Origin of the sequence: Alcanivorax sp. NBRC 101098 (assembly GCF_001010505.1) — a bacterium.
GTDB lineage: Bacteria > Pseudomonadota > Gammaproteobacteria > Pseudomonadales > Alcanivoracaceae > Alcanivorax > Alcanivorax borkumensis.
The window spans coordinates 593,591-609,449 of sequence record NZ_AP014613.1 but is presented as its reverse complement, the minus strand read 5'-3'; the positions used below and the strand labels follow the sequence as shown (position 1 = coordinate 609,449).

Genomic DNA, 15,859 nt, shown 5'->3' with positions numbered 1-15,859 from the left:
GGTTTATATCGATCACTTATTGCGCTCCCGCCTTTGCAGCTGTAACTATCCTAAACAGGCTTGTTAACAAGCCGCCCCCGTCATACAACCATGAGGCAGGGAGGTCCTATGGTTGCAGAAGGAATGGCACGTGCGGAGCAACGCCGCGCGCTAGTCTTCTCGACCTTTGCGTTCACCCTCTGTTTTGCAGTATGGACAATGCTGTCCATACTCGGGTTACAGATTAAGGATGAACTGAACCTCACCGATACCCAGCTGGGCCTGCTCATGGCAACCCCAGTGCTTACCGGCTCCATCAGCCGATTATTTCTTGGTTACCTAACCGATCGTTTTGGCGGCCGCAAGGTGTTCAGTCTGCTGATGCTGCTCACTGGCGTCTTTGTCTTCCTGCTGTCTCTGGCCAACACCTACTGGTTACTACTGCTCGGTGCGCTGGGCGTTGGCCTAGCCGGTGGCTCCTTTATTGTTGGGGTGGCTTACACTTCCGCCTGGTATCCCCCCGAGAAACAAGGTACCGCGCTGGGCATCTTCGGGGCCGGCAATGTGGGCTCGGCAATCACTAGCCTGTGCGCGCCCTCCCTGCTACTGGCCTTGGGCTGGACCGGTACCGCCCAGCTTTACGCGGTAGTTATCGCCGCCAGCGGGATATTTTTTCTGCTGTTCGCCCGCACTGACCCCCTAAGCCAGCAGCGTGCTGCCAACCCGGTCTCTCTTAAAGAGCAATTTGCTCCGCTTGGCGAACTACGAGTATGGCGCTTTTCCCTCTATTACTTCTTTGTGTTTGGTGGTTTCGTCGCTCTAGCGCTGTGGCTGCCTCACTATCTGGTGGAAGTCTACGGCTTGAGCATTACTGTCGCAGGTGTTGTGGCCGCCCTGTACACCATTCCCGCCTCACTATTCCGGATTCTCGGAGGCTGGCTGTCCGACCGCTACGGGGCCCGAAAAGTGATGTACTGGACCCTAGTCGTGTCAGTGCTGTGCTGCTTCCTGCTCAGCTACCCACCCACCGACTACGTCATTGATGGCGTCAACGGAAAATTACGCTTCTCCATGGCCATGGGACTGATCGGCTTTATTCCCCTAACTATGGTATTGGGCTTTTTCATGTCCCTGGGTAAAGCGGCAGTGTTCAAACACATCCCGGCCTACTACCCCAACAATGTGGGTACCGTGGGCGGCCTGGTGGGCATGGTCGGCGGGCTCGGCGGCTTCCTGCTGCCCCTCACCTTCGGCATGCTCAACGATGTCATTGGCATCTGGCAAAGCAGCTTCATGCTGCTGTTCCTAGTCTCGGCCTTTGCGCTACTGTGGATGCATTACTCCATTCTGCGCGCCAACAGAATAGAACTGGGCGAAGATATACAAAGCCGCGACCTGCCCGAGCTCTCTACCCCAAAAGCATTCGTACTGGATGACTGGCGTCCGGAAGAACCCGCCTTCTGGGAAGAACAAGGCAAGCGTATTGCTCAGCGCAACCTATGGATATCCATTCCTTGCCTGATACTGGCATTTTCAGTGTGGATGGTGTGGTCTGTGGTCGTTGCCAAATTACCCAGCGTGGGCTTTGACTACAGCCCCAACCAACTGTTCTGGCTCGCTGCTCTGCCCGGGTTATCCGGGGCGACTCTGCGAATCTTCTACAGCTTTATGGTGCCAATATTTGGCGGGCGGCGCTGGACCGCTCTTTCCACCGCGTCACTACTGCTGCCGGCATTGTGGATTGGTGTGGCAGTGCAAAACCCAAACACCTCTTACCTGGTCATGCTGATCCTGGCTCTGCTATGCGGTTTTGGTGGCGGCAACTTTGCTTCCAGCATGGCCAACATTTCTTTCTTCTATCCCAAGCATGAGAAAGGCAAGGCCATGGGCCTTAATGCTGGGCTAGGAAACTTGGGGGTCAGCCTGATGCAATTTGTGGTGCCCCTGATCATCACCACCGGGGTATTCAGCTTCGTGGCAGGTGGCCCACAAATTACCGCTAGCAACGACGCCATATGGTTGCAGAACGCCGCCTTTGTCTGGGTCCCCTTCATTGTCTTGGCAACCATTGCCGCCTGGTTTGGAATGAACGATATCGCCAGTGCGCAATCTTCGTTTAAAGACCAAGCCACCATTTTCCAGCGTAAGCACAATTGGCTAATGTGCGTGCTCTACACCGGAACGTTTGGCAGTTTTATCGGCTTTTCCGCCGGCTTCCCGTTACTCAGCGCCAACCTGTTCCCAGAAGTCGATGCTCTCAAGTATGCCTTTCTTGGCCCACTGGTTGGCGCCCTTAGCCGCGCGTTTTCAGGCGGCGTTGCCGACCGCTTTGGCGGCGGCAAGGTCACATTATGGGTCTTTATCGGCATGATCGTTGGCGTGAGCGGGACGCTGTTTTTCCTGCAAAAAGAAAGTTTTCAGGGTTTCTTTTTCATGTTCCTGTGGCTGTTCTTCGTTTCCGGGGTAGGCAACTCCAGCACGTTCCAAATGATCCCCACCATTTTCTCCACCTCGATCCCGCGCATCATGCCTTCGCTACCGCAAGACCAGCAGCGTATTCAAATCGAGCGTGAATCAGCGGCCACCGTAGGCTTCACCTCGGCTATCGCCGCCTACGGGGCCTTCTTCATCCCCAAGGCGTTCGGCACATCACTGAGTCTAAGCGGTAATGCCAATGTGGCGCTGTACGGTTTCATTCTCTTTTACGTGTTGTGCCTGGGTATTACTTGGTTCTACTACACACGCAAGAAGGCTGAGATTCCGTGTTGAGCGCCTGATATTCAACATCCATAGGGAGACATCCATGAGCCACTTTCTCGATCGTCTGAAGTACTTGGGAAAAAAACCAACCGACTTTTCAGACAAACACGGGGAGACCCGTGACGAGGACCGGCATTGGGAAGACGGCTATCGAAGCCGCTGGCAGCACGACAAAATCGTGCGCTCTACCCATGGAGTGAACTGTACCGGATCCTGCAGCTGGAAAATCTACGTCAAAAACGGCCTGGTGACCTGGGAAACTCAGCAGACGGATTACCCCCGTACTCGCCCCGACTTACCTAATCATGAACCCCGAGGCTGTCCACGTGGGGCCAGTTATTCTTGGTACCTATACAGCGCCAATCGCCTAAAGTACCCCCTAATTCGACAGACCTTGCTGAAATTGTGGCGCGACGCCATTAAGGAACACTGCGATCCAGTGGATGCATGGGCTTCCATCATGGAAACCCCGGACAAAGCGCAGCAATACAAACAAGCCCGCGGCATGGGCGGTTTTGTGCGCGGCGACTGGGACGAAATGAACCGTATCATTGCCGCGGCTAACATTTATACCGCCAAACAATATGGACCTGATCGGATCATCGGTTTTTCTCCGATCCCAGCCATGTCCATGGTGTCCTATGCTTCCGGGGCTCGCTACCTGTCACTGATCGGCGGGGTCTGCCTGTCCTTCTACGACTGGTACTGCGACCTCCCCCCCGCCAGCCCACAAACCTGGGGCGAACAGACCGATGTGCCAGAATCCGCCGACTGGTACAACAGTGGCTATATCATTGCCTGGGGCTCCAACGTACCTCAAACCCGGACCCCGGATGCTCACTTCTTCACCGAAGTACGCTACAAAGGCACCAAGACCGTGGCCATCACGCCCGACTATGCCGAAGTTTCCAAATTGTGTGACGAATGGCTGAGCGCCAAGCAGGGCACAGATGCCGCCCTGGGGTTAGCGATGGGGCATGTCATCCTCAAGGAATTCCATCTCAACAATCCCAGTGAATATTTCACCGACTATGTACGGCGCTACACCGACATGCCCTTCCTGGTGGAACTGGAACCCCGTGACGACGGCAGCTACGTTCCCGGTCGTCAACTCCGCGCCAGTGATTTCGACGCATCCCTCGGACAGGACAACAACCCGGAATGGAAAACCGTGGTGTGGGACCCTGCCCGAGATGCCCCAGCGGTTCCGCGAGGCTCCATTGGTTTCCGTTGGGGCGAAAAGGGAAAATGGAACCTAGAACCACTAGACGCCGCCGGCAATAGCATCACGCCACTACTCACTCTGGCCGATCACCATGACAACATCGCCAAAGTGGCGTTCCCCTATTTCGGCGGCATCGCACGTGAACATTTCAATCACGTGGCCGGTGACGACATCCTCCACCACTCGCTGCCCGCCAAGCAACTATCCCTAGCAGATGGGCGACAGGCGCTGGTAGTCACCGTGTTTGATCTGATGTGTGCAAACTATGGCATCGACCGAGGGTTCGGAGACGATGACGGTGCCACCCATTACCGCCAACTCAAACCTTACACCCCCGCTTGGCAAGAACAAATTACCGGGGTCCCCGCTGAACAAGTAGCACGGATTGCCCGGGAGTTCGCCGACAACGCTGACAAGACTCGGGGCCGCTCCATGATCATTGTCGGTGCCGGCATGAACCACTGGTACCACATGGACATGAATTACCGAGGGCTGATCAACATGCTGATCCTGTGTGGCTGTATTGGTCAGAGCGGCGGCGGCTGGGCCCATTATGTAGGCCAAGAAAAACTGCGTCCGCAAACCGGCTGGTTGCCTCTGGCCTTTGGCCTGGATTGGACCCGTCCGCCCCGACACATGAACGGCACCTCGTTTTTCTATAATCATTCAAGCCAGTGGCGTTACGAAAAGTTGGACGTCAGCGAGCTGCTATCGCCGCTGGCCAAACCAGAGGATTACCAGGGCAGCCTGGTGGATTTCAATGTACGCGCCGAACGCATGGGTTGGCTGCCTTCAGCCCCCCAACTCGGGCGCAACCCGTTACAGATTGCCCGGGAGGCACAAGCGGCAGGAAAACCCGTTACAGATTATGTAGTGGAACAGCTCAAGTCTGGCAACCTGCGTTTTGCCGCTGAACAACCGGATGACCCAAAAAACTTTCCACGCAACATGTTCGTCTGGCGCTCCAATCTTCTGGGCAGCTCCGGCAAAGGCCACGAATACATGCTCAAGTACTTACTTGGCACCCGCCATGGCCTTCAAGGCAAGGACCTGGGCGAAATGGATGGCAACAAGCCCATGGAGGTGGACTGGGTCGAGCAGGCACCGGAGGGCAAGGTGGATCTATTCACCACGCTGGATTTCCGCATGTCCACCACCTGCCTGTATTCCGACATTGTTCTGCCTACGGCCACCTGGTACGAAAAAAACGACCTGAACACCTCAGACATGCACCCTTTCATTCACCCACTCACCGCAGCCACCGATCCGGCTTGGCAATCGCGCAGCGACTGGGAAATTTACAAAGGTATCGCCCGCACTTTTTCACAACTGTGCCCCGGTCATCTGGAGGAAGAAACCGACGTGGTCACTCTGCCACTACAACACGACGCCCCGTCAGAACTATCGCAAAGCTGCGTACAGGACTGGAAAAAAGGCGAATGTGACCTGATCCCCGGCAAAACCATGCCTTCACTGGTTGAAGTCAAGCGGGACTACCCCGCAACCTATGAGCGTTTCACCGCCTTGGGACCGTTACTGGATAAACTAGGCAATGGCGGCAAGGGCATCTCCTGGAACACCGACAAGGAAATCCAGTTCCTCGGCGAACTCAATCACACCAAGCAGGACGGCCCGGCCAAAGGGCGGCCAAAAATTGAAACCGCCATTGACGCCGCCGAAGTCATCCTCTCTCTTGCACCAGAAACCAATGGCCAGGTCGCCATAAAAGCCTGGCAGGCATTATCAGAATTTACCGGTCGAGAACACGCACACTTGGCGCGCCCTAAAGAAGAAGAAAAAATTCGTTTCCGAGATATTGTCGCGCAACCGCGTAAAATTATCTCCAGCCCTACCTGGTCAGGTTTAGAGGATGAGCACGTCTCCTACACCGCAGGCTACACCAATGTGCACGAGCTGATCCCTTGGCGAACCCTCACTGGCCGCCAGCAACTCTACCAAGACCACCCCTGGATGCGAGCTTTTGGTGAAAGCCTGCTGGTTTACCGTCCTCCCATCGACACCAAAGCCGTGGCCAGTGCATTCAGCGTGCCCAACGGCAACCCAGAGAAGGCTCTCAATTTCCTGACGCCGCACCAGAAGTGGGGCATTCACTCCACTTACAGTGACAACCTGCTAATGCTGACGCTAAATCGCGGAGGCCCTGTGGTATGGCTATCCGAAAGTGATGCAGCTGACATTGGTGTGGCCGACAACGACTGGGTTGAACTGTACAACGCCAATGGCTCCATCGCTGCCCGCGCAGTAGTCAGTCAGCGGGTAAAGGACGGCATGGTAATGATGTATCACGCCCAGGAGCGCAATGTGAACGTGCCTGGCTCAGAAATCTCCGGCACCCGTGGCGGCATTCATAACTCTGTAACCAGAGTCTGCCCTAAACCCACCCACATGATCGGTGGCTACGCTCAACTAGCCTACGGATTCAACTACTACGGCACCGTCGGTTCCAACCGCGACGAATTCGTCATGGTCCGCAAAATGCGCAATGTGAACTGGCTGGACGGTGAAGGTCACGACAGCATACAAGAGGCCGTAAAATGAAAATTCGCTCCCAGGTCGGTATGGTGCTCAATCTCGACAAGTGCATTGGCTGTCATACCTGTTCCGTCACTTGCAAAAACGTATGGACCAGCCGGGAAGGTGTGGAATACGCCTGGTTCAATAATGTGGAAACAAAACCGGGCATTGGCTACCCGAAAGAATGGGAAAATCAAAAAAAATGGAACGGTGGATGGATGCGGCGGCTTGGCGATGGGAAAATCGAGCCTCGTATCGGCGGCAAGTGGCGAGTGTTGGCCAACCTATTTGCCAACCCGGATTTACCGGAAATTGATGACTATTACGAGCCCTTCGATTTTGACTATCAGCACCTGCATACGGCCAAGGCCGGCAAGCATCAACCCGTTGCACGGCCCCGATCGCTAATTACGGGCAAACGTATAAAAAAAATAGAATGGGGTCCCAACTGGGAAGAAATCCTCGGCACCGAGTTTGCCAAACGCCGCAAAGACATCAACTTCGAACAAGTTCAGGCAGACATCTACGGCCAGTTTGAAAACACCTTCATGATGTATCTGCCACGGCTATGCGAGCACTGCCTAAACCCTACCTGTGTTGCCTCCTGTCCCAGTGGCGCTATCTACAAGCGAGAAGAAGATGGCATCGTATTGATTGACCAGGACAAGTGCCGCGGCTGGCGCATGTGCGTATCGGGCTGTCCCTACAAGAAAATTTACTACAACTGGAAAAGCGGAAAATCAGAGAAATGCATCTTCTGCTACCCACGTATCGAAGCAGGGGAGCCCACCGTCTGTTCGGAAACCTGTGTTGGCCGCATTCGTTATCTAGGCATACTGCTCTACGATGCCGACCGGATTTCCGAGGTAGCGAGCACCGCCGACGAACGCGACCTATACCATCGACAACGGGATATTTTCCTTGATCCCAACAACCCAGAAGTCATCGCCCAGGCACAACGCGACGGAATCTCTGACAACGTCATTGCCGCAGCCCAGGCTTCGCCTGTGTACAAACTAGCCATGGACTGGGGGCTCGCCCTGCCCCTTCACCCGGAATATCGCACCTTGCCCATGGTCTGGTATGTCCCTCCACTCTCCCCAATCCAGTCAGCTGCGCAAGCCGGCAAGATCGAATACGACGGTGTACTGCCGCGTATCGAGTCCTTACGAATTCCAGTGCGGTATCTAGCAAATATGCTCACCGCGGGTGAAGAACAACCCGTAGTGCTGGCCCTCAAGCGCCTGATGGCCATGAGAGTTTACATGCGTGACAAGCATGTGGAAGGTCACATCAATAAGGAAGTCGTTGATGCCGTAGGCCTAAGTGAACAGCAGGTGGAAGAAATGTATCGCTATCTGGCCATCGCCAACTACGAAGATCGCTTCGTGATTCCCTCCAGCCACCGCGAACAGGCGCGTGAAGCCTTTCCGGAACGCGGCGGCTGCGGTTTCAGTTTCGGCGACGGTTGCCACAGCGGCCAAAGCAAAAGCAACCTCTTCGGAGCCCGCCCGCAAACACGCACTCTGGTCAGCCCCCAGACCTATGACCCGCAGGAGAGCCCCCATGAATGAGCCCATTCAACGCACCCTACGGGTGCTAGCCCGGCTGCTGGATTACCCCCAGGCTGAACTGCAAGACGCCAGCGAAACGATGCAGGCCATCATCCAGGCTGATCCGCGCCTGTGCGCCAAGCGCAAACAGGCATTAAACGCCTGGTGTGAACAAATCCAACATAATGAGCTGCTCGACCAGCAAGCGGAGTACGTGGCCCTGTTCGACAAGGGGCGCTCCACCTCTCTACTGCTATTCGAGCATGTTCACGGCGAATCGCGTGACCGTGGACAAGCCATGGTCGACCTGATCAATGAATACGCGCAGGCTGGCCTGATACTCGATAGTCGGGAACTGCCTGATTACCTGCCGCTGTTTCTGGAATACTTGTCCACACGTGACGAAACCACCATCGGCCAGTGGCTTGGCGATATTCGTCACATTCTGGCCCTTCTTACCGCTCGGCTGGAAGAACGCGATGCACCGCACGCACTCGTTACCCGCACCCTGCTCGCACTGATTGGCGCCGAGCAAGACGTGGCCCTCCATCGCCAAACCGTCAGTGAGGAAAAACCGGATCATACCCCCGAGGCACTGGATGCGGTCTGGGAGGAAGAGGCTGTTCGGTTCCATGCGGACTCAAATCAAGATTGCGGCAGCCAAACCGCCCAGCAACAACACCTGACCCAGCACCGTCACCGCGTGCAGACTCAAACAGTCACCATTAAGGATTCCACCCGCCCTGCGGCTGGAGGGCACCATGGATAACCTCTCCCAATATCTGAATACCGTCCTGTTCGGTCTTTACCCCTACTTTGCCGTCACCGTATTTCTGGTCGGCAGCCTGCTGCGCTTCGACCACGGCCAGTACACATGGAAAACCGGTTCCAGCCAGATGCTTTCCAGCCGCCACATGCGCCTGGCCAGCAACTGCTTCCATGTGGGCATTCTGGTGATTTTCTTCGGCCATCTAGTGGGATTACTGACCCCGCACTGGGCCTACGAATGGATTATTAGTCCGGGAAACAAGCAAATTATGGCGATACTGGTGGGCGGCATCGCCGGCATTTTTTGTTTCATCGGTGGCGCCATGCTGCTCTGGCGACGACTGTCCAATCCCCGTGTACGTGCCACATCCAGCGCGATGGATACCTTCATCATTTTTCTACTCGTGGTGCAGGTCACGTTAGGGCTGGGCACTATTATTCCCGCCATGGATCATCTCGACGGTGGGGTTATGCTGCAACTGGCAAACTGGGCACAGTCCATCGTTTTCTTTAAAGGTAATGCAGCGGTTCACCTGCAAGGTATCAACTGGGTCTACAAGATTCATATCCTTATCGGGCTCACCCTCTTTTTGCTCTTTCCCTTCAGCCGCCTAGTGCATGTATGGAGCGTGCCGCTGGGCTACCTGTTCCGCCGCTACCAAATTGTTCGTCGCCGCGGATAATCACACCAATAGAGGCAACCATGAAAAGAATTGATACCCATCAAGTGGAAGCCCCCAATGCCCTGCCCCTAATTACCGTGGGCGACCAAACCATCACCCAAGACGAGATAGCCCAGGAAATGCAGTATCACCCGGCTACCGATCTTAATCAGGCGCAGCACAATGCAGCACGGGCATTGGTGGTCCGTCAGCTACTATTACAGCAGGCCCAAACCATGGGCCTTGCTATCGACTGTGAGGGAGATGAAGCCGTCATTAGCGCCCTGTTGGAGCGGGAGCTCACCGTGCCAAAGCCTCAGGATGAGGACTGCCGCCGCTTCCATAAAGTAGAAATTGATCGTTTCAGCGAGCCTTGCCAGGTGCTTACCCGGCACATTCTGCTAGCCGCAGGCCCTGACGACGCCCGTTCCCGCGACAGCCAATACCACCAGGGACAAAAGTTGATCCAGCAACTGCGCGACGCCCCCCAGCGATTCCCCGAACTGGCCCAGCGTTTTTCACAGTGCCCTTCGAAGGATCAAGGCGGCGAACTGGGCTGGCTACAGCTTGGACAAACCATCCCGGAGCTGGACAAGGTGTTACAGCGCTTGCCTGAAGGATTGCATGCCCGCCCCCTTCCTACCCGTTATGGCTGGCATGTGGTACACATTATTGAACGTAGAGAAAGCCGCCCACTACCCTACGAACAAGTGGAAGAGCGAGTCCGTCATACCCTCACAGAACAGGCTACCCGGCGCGCCTTGCGCCACTATCTACTAGCCTTGGAAGCTGACATCGGGGTGAAGGGCTTTCAGCTCGACCCCGACTCCAACAGCCCGCTGATGCAATAATGGAGATCTCTTGCAGGTCACCCATGCCAGAACGACTGGACAGTTTAGACCCTCACATTTGTTATCTGCGCCTGACGTCCCAACCGCCGTAGGTAACCTGTGCTGCACGCAGCGTATGCGCGAAAGCGTAAACACGCCTACTTCGCGATCAAGTGCTAACACGGAAAAATGCATCAGCTAATTCGCAAATACTATTAGGGCACCTCAAAAAATTCCTTACCCGCTCAGTGTTTCAGGCAGGAGCGCACTCTACACCTCATTCAAAGCACAGAAGGCGCGCCCCTCAAAGGGCGCACTTTTGTAGGCACGCGCCTTGTTGTTAATGAAGTGCAGCAAAGGGGCCGTGCCACCCAGGAGGACCCGAAGGGCGTGGCCATAATCGCTCTCTTCAATCACCGGTCGATAAAGCGTAAAAACCCGTTAACCTTTGATCTTTAAACACTAAAACAGTACCACCGGCACAAAAGGGCTGTTAATGTCTGGTTCGAGACTTTCACCGCAGTGTGTAATTTGCTCGCTTTTTGCGTATGAGTAGGTGCGAAAAAGTCACCCGCTCATCGCTCACGGTATTTTCCCGCTGTTAACGATTCACGATTCACGGTTAACGAATTTTTCATGCCCGCCGATAGCAGCCGTAGCCAACAGCATCTAAAAGCCATTAACCGCGCCCTCGCCAGCGGGACCTATACGCAGGTACGCCAGCTGATCAATAACCTGCCCGGCGCTGAAGCGGCACATTTACTGGAATCCTCGCCGCCACGAGAACGGGAAATTCTGTGGCAACTACTGCATAAGGATCAGGAATCCGAAGTCTTGCAGTACCTGGGCGAAGAAGTGCGGGGGGAGTTACTGCGTGACCTGTCCACCGACGAACTGGTCTCGTTGGCCGAAGACCTCGACACAGACGACTTAGCCGACCTGCTGCAAGAGCTGCCGGACCATGTCACCTCCCAAATCATGGCCAACCTGGATGCTCAGAACCGAGAACGGCTCGAGCATGTCCTCAGCTACCCGGAAGACACCGCCGGTGGCCTAATGAATACGGACGTGATCACCGTGCGCCCGGAAATCACCTTCGAAGTGGTACAGCGCTACCTGCGTCGGCGCGGCGAAATCCCCCGCACCACGGATAACCTGGCGGTAGTTAACCGGAAAAACCAGTTCATCGGGCTGCTACCACTGACCAAGGTACTGATCAGTGATCCCGGCACCACTGTGCGCGAAGCTATGATCACCGACACAGAGTCCATCACTGCCACCCTGCCCGCCCACCAAGTGGCAAAAATCTTCGAACGCCACGATTTGGTCACCGCCCCGGTGGTGGACGAAGACGGCATGCTGGTGGGTCGGATCACCATTGATGACGTAGTAGACGTCATCCGTGAAGAAGCGGACCACTCTCTAATGAGCATGGCCGGTCTAGATGAGGATGAAGACACCTTCGGTTCCGTGTGGCAAACCGCACGCCGCCGGGCGCTATGGCTGGGCATCAATCTTCTCACCGCACTCGCCGCTTCCGCCGTTATCGGCCTGTTTGAAGCCACCTTGGAAAAGGTGGTGGCTCTGGCGATTCTGATGCCCATCGTCGCCAGCATGGGCGGCATTGCCGGCAGCCAAACACTGACACTGGTAATCCGCGCCATGGCGCTGGGTCAGATTCAGTCCAACAACACCCGTTACTTGCTGTTCAAGGAACTGTCCGTGGGCGCCATTAACGGTTTGCTTTGGGCTACGGTCATCGGCATTACTGCCGGGCTCTGGTTCAACGACCCGAATCTGGGTTTGGTCATCGCCGCCGCCATGGTGATCAACCTGGTGATGGCCGCCAGTGCCGGCGCCCTGCTGCCGATCACCATGAAACGGCTGGGCATAGACCCGGCACTGGCGGGCTCCGTGGTACTGACCACCATTACCGATATTGTCGGCTTTTTTGCCTTCCTCGGCCTGGCCACGGTGCTCTATGCCCACCTACTAGCGTGACAAAGAAGGCAGGCCATTATTGGCCTTTCCCCTAGCCAAAAAACAAACGAATCACAGGGGCAACTTATCGGCCAGCCACCTTAATGGGCGACAGCAGCAGAGACCCACAGGCAATATTGCCGCGATAGTCCACATCCGTACCGCTCCCTTGGATGCCTCTGAGCATCTCTCCCAGATGGCCGGCAATGGTAAACTCTTGTAGTGCACCTTTTACAACACCATTCTCAAACCAAAAACCGCTTGCCCCACGGGAGTAATCCCCGGTCACCAAATTAATACCCTGGCCCATGACTTCGGTAATTAGAATACCTTTGGGAACCTTGGCCATCAGCGCGGCCAGCGAATCACCGGTGTCAGTGAGGCGCACATTACGTACCCCTCCGCCATTGCCGGTGGGAGCCATATTCAGCCGCCGGCTGGCATAGAGCCCCAACGCATACTGTTTCAGCACACCATCTTCTACAAACGCTTGAGGCCGCGTGGGCAGACCATCTCCATCGAAAGGCGCTGACGCGTTACCCGCCGGCAGGTGAGGATTTTCCGTTAGCTGAAAACCGGCCGGTAACACTGGCTTGCCCAGGCTATCCTGCAAAAAAGAACTACGGCGATAAAGTGCACCACCACTGATAGCAGACACCAGATGCCCGAGCAAACCTGAAGCCACCTCTGGCGCAAAAATCACCGGCAGCTCACCAGTCTCCGGCACTTGTGCCCCCAGGCGAGCCAGCGCGCGCTCACGAGCACGCAGGCCCACCTCTTCAGCTGAAGCCAACTGATCACCCACCCGTCCACCGTCATACCAATAATCACGCTGCATGCCGGCATCATCCTCTGCAACGACGCTGCACACGCGGCTATGGTTAGTGCCACGATAGCCATGCAGAAAACCTTCCGAGGTGGCATACACCCTTAGGCTAGCGCCACTGTTCACTGACGCCCCTTCAGAATTGACGATACGAGCGTCATCACGAGCTACCGCTTCACAATGCAGAGCGTCCTCAATGGCGGATTGGGTATCCATGGCCCAGGGGTGGTACAGATCTAGGTTCGCCACGTCGCTAGCCAGCTGATTGGCTGGCGCTAGGCCCGCATAACGATCCTCTTCGGTGTAACCAGCAATGGCCGTGGCCGCCGCTAAGGTATCGCGCAAACTGTCACGATTATCGTCGGAGCTACTGGCGTGACCTTTACGCAGACCCTTGTACACGGTGACGGAAACCCCACGGTCACGGTGGAATTCCACCGTCTCCACCTCTCCCTGGCGCACATTTACCGAATAGCCCTGGGACAGGCTCACACCCACTTCCGCCGCATCGGCGCCCTGGCGTTTTGCCTCTTCTATCAGCCAGGCAGCAGTATCTTTTGCCTGTTCTAGCTGCGTATTGTCGAGTTCGGCTGTCGTTGCGGAGGAATCAGACATAAAATAGCGGTTCCATTGATGGGTATTAAACAGTTATGACCGAGTATAGCGACGAGCAAATCACCAGCAAGGGCCAGCAAAAACGCGAAGACAATGCCTTGCAAGAACTGGGTCTGTTACTGATGGACATGAAACAGGTAGAGCGCGAACGCTTGCCCCTGCGTGACGATCTGCAATATGCGCTGGCTGAAGCTACCCGCATCACCAGTCATGAGGCCCGCCGACGTCACGCTCAATACATCGGCCGGCTCATCCGCGAGACTAACAGCGAACAGATTATCAAAGCATTGGAATTGCTCAATGATCCCTTTCGACAACAGCGGCTCAGCAACTGGGTCGAGCAGATTGTTGCATGTGAACAGCTGAAAGACGCGGGAGCCACCCTACAACAAATTTTGGAATTCTTTCCTCACGGCGACCGTCAGCAACTACGCAATCTCACGCGCAATGCCCTGAAAGCTCAAGTCGAAGATCCGGCCACGGCTTCCACGGCAGAAAAAGACAAATTCAAACGCGAACGCCGCAAACTGATCAATTACCTCAACCAGCTGGATAAAACCGCACCGCTGTACTGACTCCACGAGTAGACTTGCAAGTGGAGTCAGGGCCTTACCGGAATCACCACTGCAGTTTTATCCGCCTGCCACCATTGCAAGAAGTTCCCGCCGACGGATTTCTGGGGCAAGGATAGGTCGTCATCTTCGGTGCCCCGCTCCTTTTCCATGAGCGAGACATTTTCTTCAGCCGCCTCAAACCAGGCGTCGGGGTCTTGGACCCCGGCCAGCATTGCTTCGCCATACAGCGCCTTACTGAACCAAGTTCGCTCGGAATCATCACCACAACCAAACGAGGTACGGTCCGCCGCAGCAGAGGAAAACACCACTCGCTCCGGTGAAGCCAAGCTTTCCACCCATTTACCCGAGTAACAGGCCGACACCACCAGCCATTGATGACGAGCAGCAAGCTCATCCAGCCACGCCTTACCATCAGCAACAGAAAGATTATTGAGCTTGAGGCTCTTATCATCCAGTACCAAATCCCCGTTGGGCGATCCGTGGCTAACAACATGCATCAGTAACAGATCTTCATTTGGGTCCATCAAGGCATCCAGCGCTTTAAGGCTTTCCTGGATACTAGTTCGGGTGGCCAAGGGCAAATCATCACTGCCCCCATTAATCAAACGCACGTGCCGCCGCTTCAAATTAAACACAGAGTCCAGCCGTTGTGCGACCCAATCCACTTCACGGGCAAACACCGCTTCAGTGCCATCTCCGCCCACCACCAATAAATAGACATCACGCACGCCCGGCCGCTGGGGCGCCAGTGACGACAACACCGACTGCAAACGGCTTGATTCCGTGTACAGCCTCGCTTCCATGGCTGCCGCCTGCCGCTGCTTACGCTGACGCCAGGCCTTTTCGCTAGGGTAATAGTCACCTCGCACAAAAAAACCCTTTTCCACCACCGCCGTTCCTCCATCATCGAAACGAGTGCGGGTGCCAGGGCCTTGCGCTTTGCCCTTTTCAAAATCGGCCCGAATCACGGCGCCGTCCGGGCGGGTCAAAACACCTTTTCCCTCGAAGGTAAAAAAATCAAATTCACCCTGATAATGATAGCCTTCATCGTTGCGGTAGGAACCTTTGACCATGTAGCCATCGGCGAATGTCCCTTCAAACTGCTCCCCGGATGCAGTAACCCACAGCCCCTGCCCATGGGGTTGAAAATCGCGAAATTCACCCTGGTAGGAATTATCATCCAGATATTCCACTGAGCCTTTAATCAGTTCGCCATCTTTGAACTCTCCCTGCCAAGAAGCATCTTGGCAGGTGTAAGCGCCTTCGCCATTAAGAACACCATTAACGAACTGGCCCTCCTGAACACAACCGTCGCGTTCCTCCAACCGACCCTCGCCGGTCATTAGCCCGTCCTGAAACTCCCCCTTATAACGCCGGCCACCGGGCCAAGTCAGAGTGCCCTCACCGTGAAACAAATTGCTCTTTACATCACCTTCATACACAGCGCCATCGGGCAGCCGCACATCCGCAGGTAACTGTCCCGGATCACAGGCCGCCAGCAACATTAGCCACACAAACAGACAAAGCGTTCTCATAAGCAACGGCTCTTCA

The 15,859-nt window shown here is 55.5% G+C and carries 10 protein-coding genes; 8 read left to right on the top strand and 2 right to left on the bottom strand.

The genetic code is table 11. The features are described from left to right. The first annotated feature begins 108 nt into the window (after nucleotides 1-108). The 7 genes from AS19_RS02845 to mgtE all read left to right on the top strand — a co-directional run bounded on the left by AS19_RS02845 (nucleotide 109) and on the right by mgtE (nucleotide 12,313). Nucleotides 109-2,748 carry an MFS transporter gene (locus AS19_RS02845; RefSeq protein WP_011587833.1) on the top strand — a complete coding sequence of 880 codons (2,640 nt, stop codon included), beginning with the start codon at nucleotides 109-111 and terminating at the stop codon, nucleotides 2,746-2,748. Nucleotides 2,749-2,782: 34 nt separating this feature from the next. Then, a complete protein-coding gene (locus AS19_RS02840) occupies nucleotides 2,783-6,523 on the top strand; it encodes a nitrate reductase subunit alpha (protein ID WP_011587832.1) in 3,741 nt (1,246 codons plus the stop codon). Next, a complete protein-coding gene (gene narH, locus AS19_RS02835) occupies nucleotides 6,520-8,073 on the top strand; it encodes a nitrate reductase subunit beta (RefSeq protein WP_011587831.1) in 1,554 nt (517 codons plus the stop codon). The genes AS19_RS02840 and narH overlap by 4 nt, the downstream gene beginning before the upstream one ends. Further along, nucleotides 8,066-8,821, top strand: a complete 756-nt coding sequence (gene narJ / locus AS19_RS02830) for a nitrate reductase molybdenum cofactor assembly chaperone (RefSeq protein ID WP_041704852.1) — start codon at nucleotides 8,066-8,068, stop codon at nucleotides 8,819-8,821. Before narH ends, narJ begins: the two co-directional genes overlap by 8 nt. Continuing rightward, a complete protein-coding gene (narI, locus tag AS19_RS02825; RefSeq protein ID WP_011587829.1) occupies nucleotides 8,814-9,503 on the top strand; it encodes a respiratory nitrate reductase subunit gamma in 690 nt (229 codons plus the stop codon). The genes narJ and narI overlap by 8 nt, the downstream gene beginning before the upstream one ends. Nucleotides 9,504-9,523: 20 nt before the next feature. Beyond that, the gene (locus AS19_RS02820; protein ID WP_011587828.1) at nucleotides 9,524-10,333 is read left to right on the top strand and encodes a peptidylprolyl isomerase; all 810 of its coding nucleotides are present in this window, start codon (nucleotides 9,524-9,526) and stop codon (nucleotides 10,331-10,333) included. A gap of 615 nt (nucleotides 10,334-10,948) precedes the next feature. After that, entirely contained in the window at nucleotides 10,949-12,313 is a 1,365-nt protein-coding gene (gene mgtE, locus AS19_RS02815; protein ID WP_011587827.1) for a magnesium transporter, read from the top strand. Nucleotides 12,314-12,377: 64 nt separating this feature from the next. On the opposite strand, the gene pmbA is transcribed toward mgtE, so the two are convergent. After that, nucleotides 12,378-13,733 carry a metalloprotease PmbA gene (gene pmbA / locus AS19_RS02810; protein WP_011587826.1) on the bottom strand — a complete coding sequence of 452 codons (1,356 nt, stop codon included), beginning with the start codon at nucleotides 13,731-13,733 and terminating at the stop codon, nucleotides 12,378-12,380. Between the two features lie 35 nt (nucleotides 13,734-13,768). Here pmbA and yjgA point away from each other — a divergent pair, with 35 nt between their 5' ends. Continuing rightward, a complete protein-coding gene (gene yjgA / locus AS19_RS02805) occupies nucleotides 13,769-14,308 on the top strand; it encodes a ribosome biogenesis factor YjgA (RefSeq protein WP_011587825.1) in 540 nt (179 codons plus the stop codon). 26 nt (nucleotides 14,309-14,334) lie between these two features. Here yjgA and AS19_RS02800 read toward each other — a convergent pair whose 3' ends face one another. Further along, nucleotides 14,335-15,843, bottom strand: coding sequence for a C13 family peptidase (locus AS19_RS02800; protein WP_041704847.1), 1,509 nt, complete (start codon nucleotides 15,841-15,843; stop codon nucleotides 14,335-14,337). Nucleotides 15,844-15,859 lie beyond the last annotated feature (16 nt).